Source organism: Phreatobacter sp. AB_2022a (assembly GCF_026847585.1).
Classification (GTDB): domain Bacteria; phylum Pseudomonadota; class Alphaproteobacteria; order Rhizobiales; family Phreatobacteraceae; genus Phreatobacter.
Genome location: NZ_JAPSET010000101.1, coordinates 1 through 7,028, shown reverse-complemented (window position 1 = coordinate 7,028; position 7,028 = coordinate 1). Strand labels below are relative to the sequence as shown.

The window sequence follows — 7,028 nt, the reverse complement described above, 5'->3', positions numbered from 1 at the left end:
GCCGGTCGTCATCCAGGCCCGCCGCTCGGGCGGCACCATCCGCATCCTCGTGCCCTTCGGCCGGGAGACGGCAGGCGCCGTGTTCCAGCGCGGCGATACGCTGTGGCTCGTCTTCGATGCCCGCGAGCAGATCGACCTCTCCGGCCTGCAGGCCGCTGCCGCCGGCGCCTTCACCTCCGTCGACGCGGCGCGCTCGCGCGGCGGCACGGCCATTCGCCTCGGCCTCGACAAGCAGGCGCTCGCCTCGACCGGCCGCGACGGCACCGCGTGGATCGTGACGCTCGCCGACGTGGTCCTGGAGCCGCCGCGCCCGGTGACGCTGACACGCGCGACCGGCTCCGGCGACCGGCTGATCGCCTCGGCCGACTTTCCGGGTGCAGGCAGCGTGCACCGGCTGAGCGATCCTCTCGCCGGCGACCAGCTGGTGGTGGTGACCGGCACGGGGCCGGCCCGCTCGTTCCTGCGCAACCAGGACATGGTCGAATTCAACGTCCTGGCCGGCAGCCACGGCCTGGTGTTCCAGCCGCTCGCCGACGATCTCGCCGTGTCGATCGACGGCGAGCGTGTCAGCATCGCACGGCCGCGCGGCCTCATGCTCAGCGCCGAGAATGCCCGGCCGCAGCCGCCGATCCGCTCGGTCCGGCGTTCGCGCGCGATCACCTTCGACCTCGAACTCTGGGCGATGGACGAGAAGGCGCCGTTCCGCGAGCGCGAGGCCGATCTCGTCAATGCCGCGGCCGCCGTGCACGATACGCAGCGCACGCCGCGCCGGCTCGATCTCGCGCGCTTCTACATGGCGCAGCAGCGCTGGCCGGAAGCGCGCGCCGTGCTCGAGACGATCATCCGGCAGGACCGCCGGGTCGCCGAGGACGGCTCGATTCAGGGCTTGCGCGGCGTCGTCTCCGCCATGCTGCGGCGGCCGGCCGATGCGCTTCAGGATTTTGCCCATCCGGCAGTTTCCTCTGCTCCCGAGGCGGCGTCCTGGCGTGGCCTGGCTTTGGCGCTCGACGGCCGCGCGCGCGAGGCGCATCTGGCCTTCGAGGCCGCGGAAACGCCGGTCGGCGTGCTGCCCGTGCCGCTCGCCCGCACGCTGCTCACCAGCGCGGCAGGGGCCGCGCTCGACAGCGGGGCGCCGGATCGGGCGGCCCAGCGCCTCGACGAATTGCAGGAACTCGGCATTCCCGCATCCGGCGAGCAGCAGTTCGCGCTGCTGCGCGGCCGGCTGGCCGAGGCGCAGGGCCACGAGCGCGAGGCGCTGCGCGACTATGCGCGCGCGCATAACGGCCCCGACGAGCCGGTCCGTGCCGATGCCGACCAGCGACGGCTCGCGCTGCGCCTCAAGCTCGGCGAGATCGACGGGCCGGCCGCCACCGAAGAGCTGGAAGTGATGAGCTATGCCTGGCGCGGCGACGAGGTGGAGGCGCGCACGCTGGCGATGCTCTCCAAGCTCTATGCCGACCAGGGCCGGTTCCGCGATGCCTTCACCACCATGCGCAATGCGATGCGGGTCTTCCCGCGCTCGGAATCGGTGCGTGGCATGCAGGACGACGTGGCGCGCCATTTCGAATCGCTGTTCCTCGACGGCAATGCCGACGCGATGCAGCCGGTGGACGCGCTGGCGCTCTATTACGATTTCCGCGACATGACCCCGCAGGGCCGGCGCGGCGACGAGATCATCCGCCGGCTGGCCGATCGCCTCGCCAATATGGACCTGCTCGACCAGGCGGCGGCGCTGCTGCAGCACCAGGTGGACAAGCGCCTGACCGGTGCGGCGCGCTCGCAGGTGGCGGCCCGGCTTGCCGTCGTGCACCTCATGAACCGCAAGCCGGCCTCGGCCCTGCAGGTGCTGCGCGCGACCCGGCTCGCCGACCTGCCCGAACAGCTGCGCGCCCAGCGCTATCTCCTGGAAGCGCGGGCGCTCGCCGATGCCGGCCGGCCCGACCAGGCGCTGGAACTGCTCGGCGATGTCAGGGGCCTGGAATCGGAAATGCTGCGCGCCGACATCCTCTGGTCGGCCCAGCGCTACCGGGAATCCGCCGAGCAGAGCGAGAAATGGGTGTCGACCCGGCGCGCCGGCACGCCGCTCAACGACGACGAGCGGCGACACCTCCTGCGGGCCGCGATCGGCTACGCCTTGAGCGACGAGCAACTGGGGCTCGACCGGCTGCGTGGCCGCTGGCGCCAGGCCATGACCGCCACGGCCGATGCCCGCGCCTTCGACGTCGTCACGGCGCCGATCGAGGCGCGCGGCGTGGAATATCGCGAGATCGCCCGGTCGATCGCCGATCGGGACACGCTCGACGCCTTCCTGCAGAACTACCGGCAGCGCTATCCCACCGAGGCGCCGGGCCAGCAGCGGCGTCCGGCGGCCCCGGCTTCGGGGTCGGCCGAGGCGCCGAGCGCGCCGCGCCAGGGCTAGGCCAGGCGGCGGGACGTCAGGGCTGCGGCCGCGGTCAGCGGCAGCAGCCAGGCGCCCCAGGCGATGGCCGCATAGGCAATGTCGAATGGCCAGTCGGTGAGGCGCGCCAGGACCATGGCGGGCCTCAGCCAGAGGGCGGCCGACGTCACGGCGGCGAGGCAGAGCATGGCACGCCGGTGCGCCGCGGCGTCGCCGCGCCGGATGGCACGCCAGCCGATGCCGAGCAGCCCCAGCCAGACGATTGCCTGCGCCACGAAGCCGGCCCTGGCCGGCGGCAGCGCGACGCCGGCGAGCGCGACGGGCAGGGCGGTGAGGCCGGCCACCAGCACCGCGCTGGCCGCGGCGCGGCCGAGCATCCGGTGCCGGCGGGGCCGCAGGCGCACGACGATCGCGGCAGGCACCAGCAGCAGCGCGAGCGCGCCCGACATCATATGGGCCCTGAACAGGCCGGGGTGAGCCTCGTCGATGACGGCGAGCTCATAGGGCAGGCTGAACCAGCCTGCCGCCGTCAGGACAGCCGCGGCGGCGAATGGTAGGATCAGTGCCGCGACGAGGCCGGGGAGCAGGATCTTGGCGAAGAACAGGCGCAGCCGCGACCCGCGGATCGCCGGCGTGGCAAGGGCTGGAGCGGGGCTGGTGGTCGCGGCAGCCGTGACGTTCATGCCGCAGGCTAGCACGGCCGGCGCGGACGGCGCCACGAGGTCCGCGGGTGAGGTCGGGGCCGGCGCGGCGGCACTGGCAGGCCGCTGGGTGAGCGAACGTTTCGGTTTCGTGCTCGATATCGGCCGCTGCGGCGCCGGCTGGTGCGGCATCCGGGTGCGCGCAGACGGCAGCTGCGGCGACCTTGCCCTGCGGCTCGAGCCGGCGGAGGCCATGTTCGGGACCGACCGTTTCGCCGGCACTTTCGATCGCCGGGCCGGCGCCGACCGCCATGCCGTGCAGGGGCATCTCCGCCGGCCGCAGGCCGATGACCAGCCCGCCCTGGCTCTCACCGGCGAACCCGGCGAGCGGCTGCTGCCGATGCGTCGGACCTTTCCCTATCAGGACGAGCTCCGGCGCTCCGGCGAAGCCGCCTGCCGGGCCGAGGACAAGACCTCGGCTCTGCCGCGGCCGACCGGCCCGCGCTTCCGCCCCGCCGGTTGAAGGCGTCAGCGCCGGCGGTTCCTCATTCCGGACGGGCGAGCGGGGACGTGGGTTTGGCGGCGACCGATTTGAGGCTCGCCAGGATCCGGCGGGCATTCTCATGCCGGACCGCGCCGGTCTCGCAGGTCTTGCAGATCGCGCCGACGTAGCGGCCGTTGACCACCGTCTCGGCGAAGAGGCCGGACTTGTAATTGTGCCGGGCATCGGTCTCGACGCCGTACCAGTCGCGCTGGCCCAGGCGGACAAGCTCCAGCGGCGACAGGATCTCGGCATCGCGGCTGGTGGCACGCAGCACGGCTCTCAGCCTGAGATAACGCTGAAACGGCGACTGGTAGAGCCCGCGAAGCCGCGCGGCATCGTCGGCACCCTCGACCGTACCCTCGCGCATCAGGATGGTGCAGGTTTCCTGCGTCGTCCGGCAGGTCTCGGTTTCGCACACGAGCTGGACGCGCCTCAGCCCATCCCGGCCGAGCCGGCCCTGGTCCGGCCCGTCGACGCGCCAGCCGTCGGGCAGGTCGAGGATGATCCCCTGCGCCAGGGATACCGTCTCCGCACCTGCCGGATGAACCGGCGCCATGAGGCCCAAGCTCAGCAGCGCAGCGCCAAGGCGGCGGGCGGACAGAACGTTCATGCCGGTCGCTCCCTTGCCTGACCTGCGGCCGCGCCGTGCGCCTTGACGACCTCCTCGAGGCGGGCGAACCCCGCAGCATCGAATACACGCATCGGCAGAAGCAGGGGTTCGCCCTGGCGCAGGCGGAGAAAGACGTGGTCGCCGCACCGCTCGATGCCGTCAATGACGGCCCAGTCGTAGCGGTTGTGCAGGCCGTCCTGGAGAGTGTCGATGCGATCGGCGGACAGCCGGACCTCGTTCTCGTAATTCTGGATGCGCTTGTGCAACTGGCGTCCGAGCTGGCGGGCGTGCAGGCGGCGCATCCAGGGATGCAGCGCAGCGACGAGGCCGACGACCGCCCAGAGGCCTAGGACCGGCTTCCACAGATCGGTCACGATCATCTCGGCGAGCAGCGGACCGGCGAAACGCAGAGGCACGCGATCGGGGTCGACGAGCCACCACAGCGCCAGCGCGAGCGGCACGGCCGCGGCCGCACCGGCCAGGGCGATGGCCAGCGCCCTCCGGCGCCGGCGCCGCATGGCCGGTCGCTCCTGCTGCCAGGCGACGGCGGCCGTGCGGTCGGCTTCGGTCAGTGCGAAGCGTACCGTGATGATCGGCTCGGCGGAGGGCGCGAGTTCCGGTTCCGCCGGCAGCGCGGCCGCCCCGGCGTGGCAGGACGAGGACCATGACCGCAGCCTGTCCGACTGCTCGCCCGACAGCGATTGCCGGGGCAGGGCGATGACGTCCTCGATGTCCTTCAGCCGCACGAAGGTGTGAGTCGCGGTCTCCGCGATGCCGGCGATGCGGCGGCAGGCGATCGCGCTGCTCTGCCCCGCCACGGCGGAAACCAGGCCACCCGGTTCGAACCGGCACCGCAGGGCGAAGGGCTGGGCGAGCTTCTCGTCCCTGTACCAGCGCCGCAGCCGGCGACGCGCAAGTGCCGGCTGAAGCCAGCAATAGGCGAGGCCGAGGATTGCTATGACCGGCAGCGGCAATCCCGCAAGGCCGGTGAGGTCGGACAGGAATTGCCGGGCGGTGGCTTCCAGGCCGTCACCGGCACGCCGGCGCGCCTCGAACGCCATGAAGGCCAGGAGTACGATCAGAGCCCAGGCCAGCATGAACAGGAATCGCCGGCGCGCGGTGGCGACGAGATCGTGATAGCTGAAGAGTGCTGCGGCCACGCGATCCTCAAGGGTGATCGTCGTTTCGATCAGCAGAGGATCCGGTGCGATGGGCTCGCGCCTGAGAGGGACCGACGGTGTCGTCTGCATGCCGCTCCAAGCGCGTTCGGGGCCGCTTTCCGATGATCAGCAAATCTACCGATGCCGGTTGTCGGGTTCAAGGATTGGGGCCGCCGCCGACCAGCGGGCCACGGCGCTGCAGCCAGCGGTTGCCGCCGTGGCGTCCCTCGTTCCACGGTTCCGTGATCCGGTGCCGCGCGCGCGGCGGACGTCTTGACAGGCGGATTCGAAAATGAGCCCGGAACGTCCTGATATCGCCGCGTTTTCGCTCGGCGGCCAACCGCGACGGCGTCGCGCGGGCGGCGCTGGCGGCACGCTTTGGTTCAGGTGCCGAAACTTCGCACGAGACTGCCAGCCACCAGGTTCCAGCCGTCGACCAGCACGAAAAAGATCAGCTTGAATGGAAGGGAGACGGTGACCGGCGGCAGCATCATCATGCCCATCGACATCAGCACCGAGGCGACGACGAGATCGATGACCAGGAAGGGCACGAAGAGCAGGAAGGCGATCTCGAAGGCGCGCCTGAGCTCGGAGATCATGAACGAGGGCACGAGGACACGGAACGAGACCTCCTGCGGCGTGGCCGGCGCCGGCTCGTTGGCCAGTTGCTGGAACAGGGCGAGATCCTTCTCGCGGACGTGTTTCAGCATGAAATCGCGAAAGGGGGTTGAGCCGCGCTCGAAGGCCTGGCGGATGTCGATCTGGTTGTCGATCAGCGGCTTCAGGCCGCTGTCGTAACTCTGCTGGAAGACCGGCGCCATGACGAAGCCGGTGAGGAACAGCGACAACCCGACGATGACGGCATTGGGCGGGGCGGTCTGCGTGCCGATGGCGGTGCGCAGCAGCGACAGCACGACCGAGATGCGCACGAAGCTGGTCACCATGATCAGGATCGACGGGGCGACCGAGAGGACGGTGATCAGCCCAACGAGCTGGATGACGCGTTCGTTGACGCCGGCGCCCTGGCCGAGATTGATCGAAATGTCCTGCGCAATCGCCGGCGCCGCGCCGGCAAGGCCGAGCAGCAGGGCCGTTCCGGCCACGAGGCCGCCCCGGCGGCCCGTCGCCCGCAAGGCTCGGATGGAAAATTCCGGCTGCATCGCTCCCCACGCGCCCAGCGAATCGCTGGCGCGATTTTAGAGCCTTTCGACGCGTGGCGCGCGACGCCAGGCGCGGTCATCCACGGCTGGTTGCGGCGACGCTTCATGACGCCGGGCCGGGTCTCGATCCTGCCGGCCTCGATCGTGACGTCAGGTCTTGGGCGGGGCGGGGCCGCGGCCGAGCAGGGCGGCCATTTCTTCTTCGAGGCTGTCGAAGACCGATTTTTCCGATGGCGTCAGCGGTTTCGGCGGGCCGGCCGGTTTCGGAATCGCACTGGCTGCGGGGGCCGGGGCGGGCGCCGGATTGGGCGTCGCGGGCCGGGCCGGGCCGGCGGCCGGCGCGCCAGATGCCGCAGGCTTCGCGTCGGCAGGCTTCGCGTCGGCCGGCTTTGCATCCGCCGGTTTGGTCTCGGCGGGTCTGGCCTCCGCCGGTTTCGGCTCGGCCGGGCGCTGCGTCATCGCGCTCGGCACGATGGGCTTGCGCAAAGCCGCTTCCAGCCGGGCGGCAATGTCGT

At 71.4% G+C, this 7,028-nt stretch carries 5 protein-coding genes and 2 pseudogenes; 2 read left to right on the top strand and 5 right to left on the bottom strand.

The window, feature by feature from the left end; genetic code table 11:
• A pseudogene (locus OZ671_RS31700) lies at positions 1-2,419 on the top strand (tetratricopeptide repeat protein); the annotation flags it as partial.
• Here OZ671_RS31700 and OZ671_RS31695 read toward each other — a convergent pair.
• Complete coding sequence (locus OZ671_RS31695) at positions 2,416-3,081, bottom strand: DUF2306 domain-containing protein (RefSeq protein ID WP_268864395.1); 666 nt, start codon at positions 3,079-3,081, stop codon at positions 2,416-2,418. The pseudogene OZ671_RS31700 and the gene OZ671_RS31695 overlap by 4 nt on opposite strands.
• A gap of 88 nt (positions 3,082-3,169) precedes the next feature.
• Between OZ671_RS31695 and OZ671_RS31690 the strand changes: the two genes are divergently transcribed.
• Positions 3,170-3,562: a hypothetical protein gene (locus OZ671_RS31690; protein WP_268864394.1), complete on the top strand. Its 393-nt coding sequence runs from the start codon at positions 3,170-3,172 to the stop codon at positions 3,560-3,562.
• A gap of 22 nt (positions 3,563-3,584) precedes the next feature.
• Here OZ671_RS31690 and OZ671_RS31685 read toward each other — a convergent pair whose 3' ends face one another.
• The 4 genes and pseudogenes from OZ671_RS31685 to OZ671_RS31670 form a co-directional block, all read right to left on the bottom strand.
• Positions 3,585-4,193, bottom strand: coding sequence for a hypothetical protein (locus tag OZ671_RS31685; RefSeq protein ID WP_268864393.1), 609 nt, complete (start codon positions 4,191-4,193; stop codon positions 3,585-3,587).
• A complete protein-coding gene (locus OZ671_RS31680) occupies positions 4,190-5,353 on the bottom strand; it encodes a YcxB family protein (RefSeq protein WP_268864392.1) in 1,164 nt (387 codons plus the stop codon). The genes OZ671_RS31685 and OZ671_RS31680 overlap by 4 nt, the downstream gene beginning before the upstream one ends.
• Before the next feature lie 383 nt (positions 5,354-5,736).
• The gene (gene fliP, locus OZ671_RS31675; RefSeq protein WP_442957154.1) at positions 5,737-6,513 is read right to left on the bottom strand and encodes a flagellar type III secretion system pore protein FliP; all 777 of its coding nucleotides are present in this window, start codon (positions 6,511-6,513) and stop codon (positions 5,737-5,739) included.
• 150 nt (positions 6,514-6,663) lie between these two features.
• Positions 6,664-7,028, bottom strand: a pseudogene (locus tag OZ671_RS31670) (mechanosensitive ion channel family protein); the annotation flags it as partial.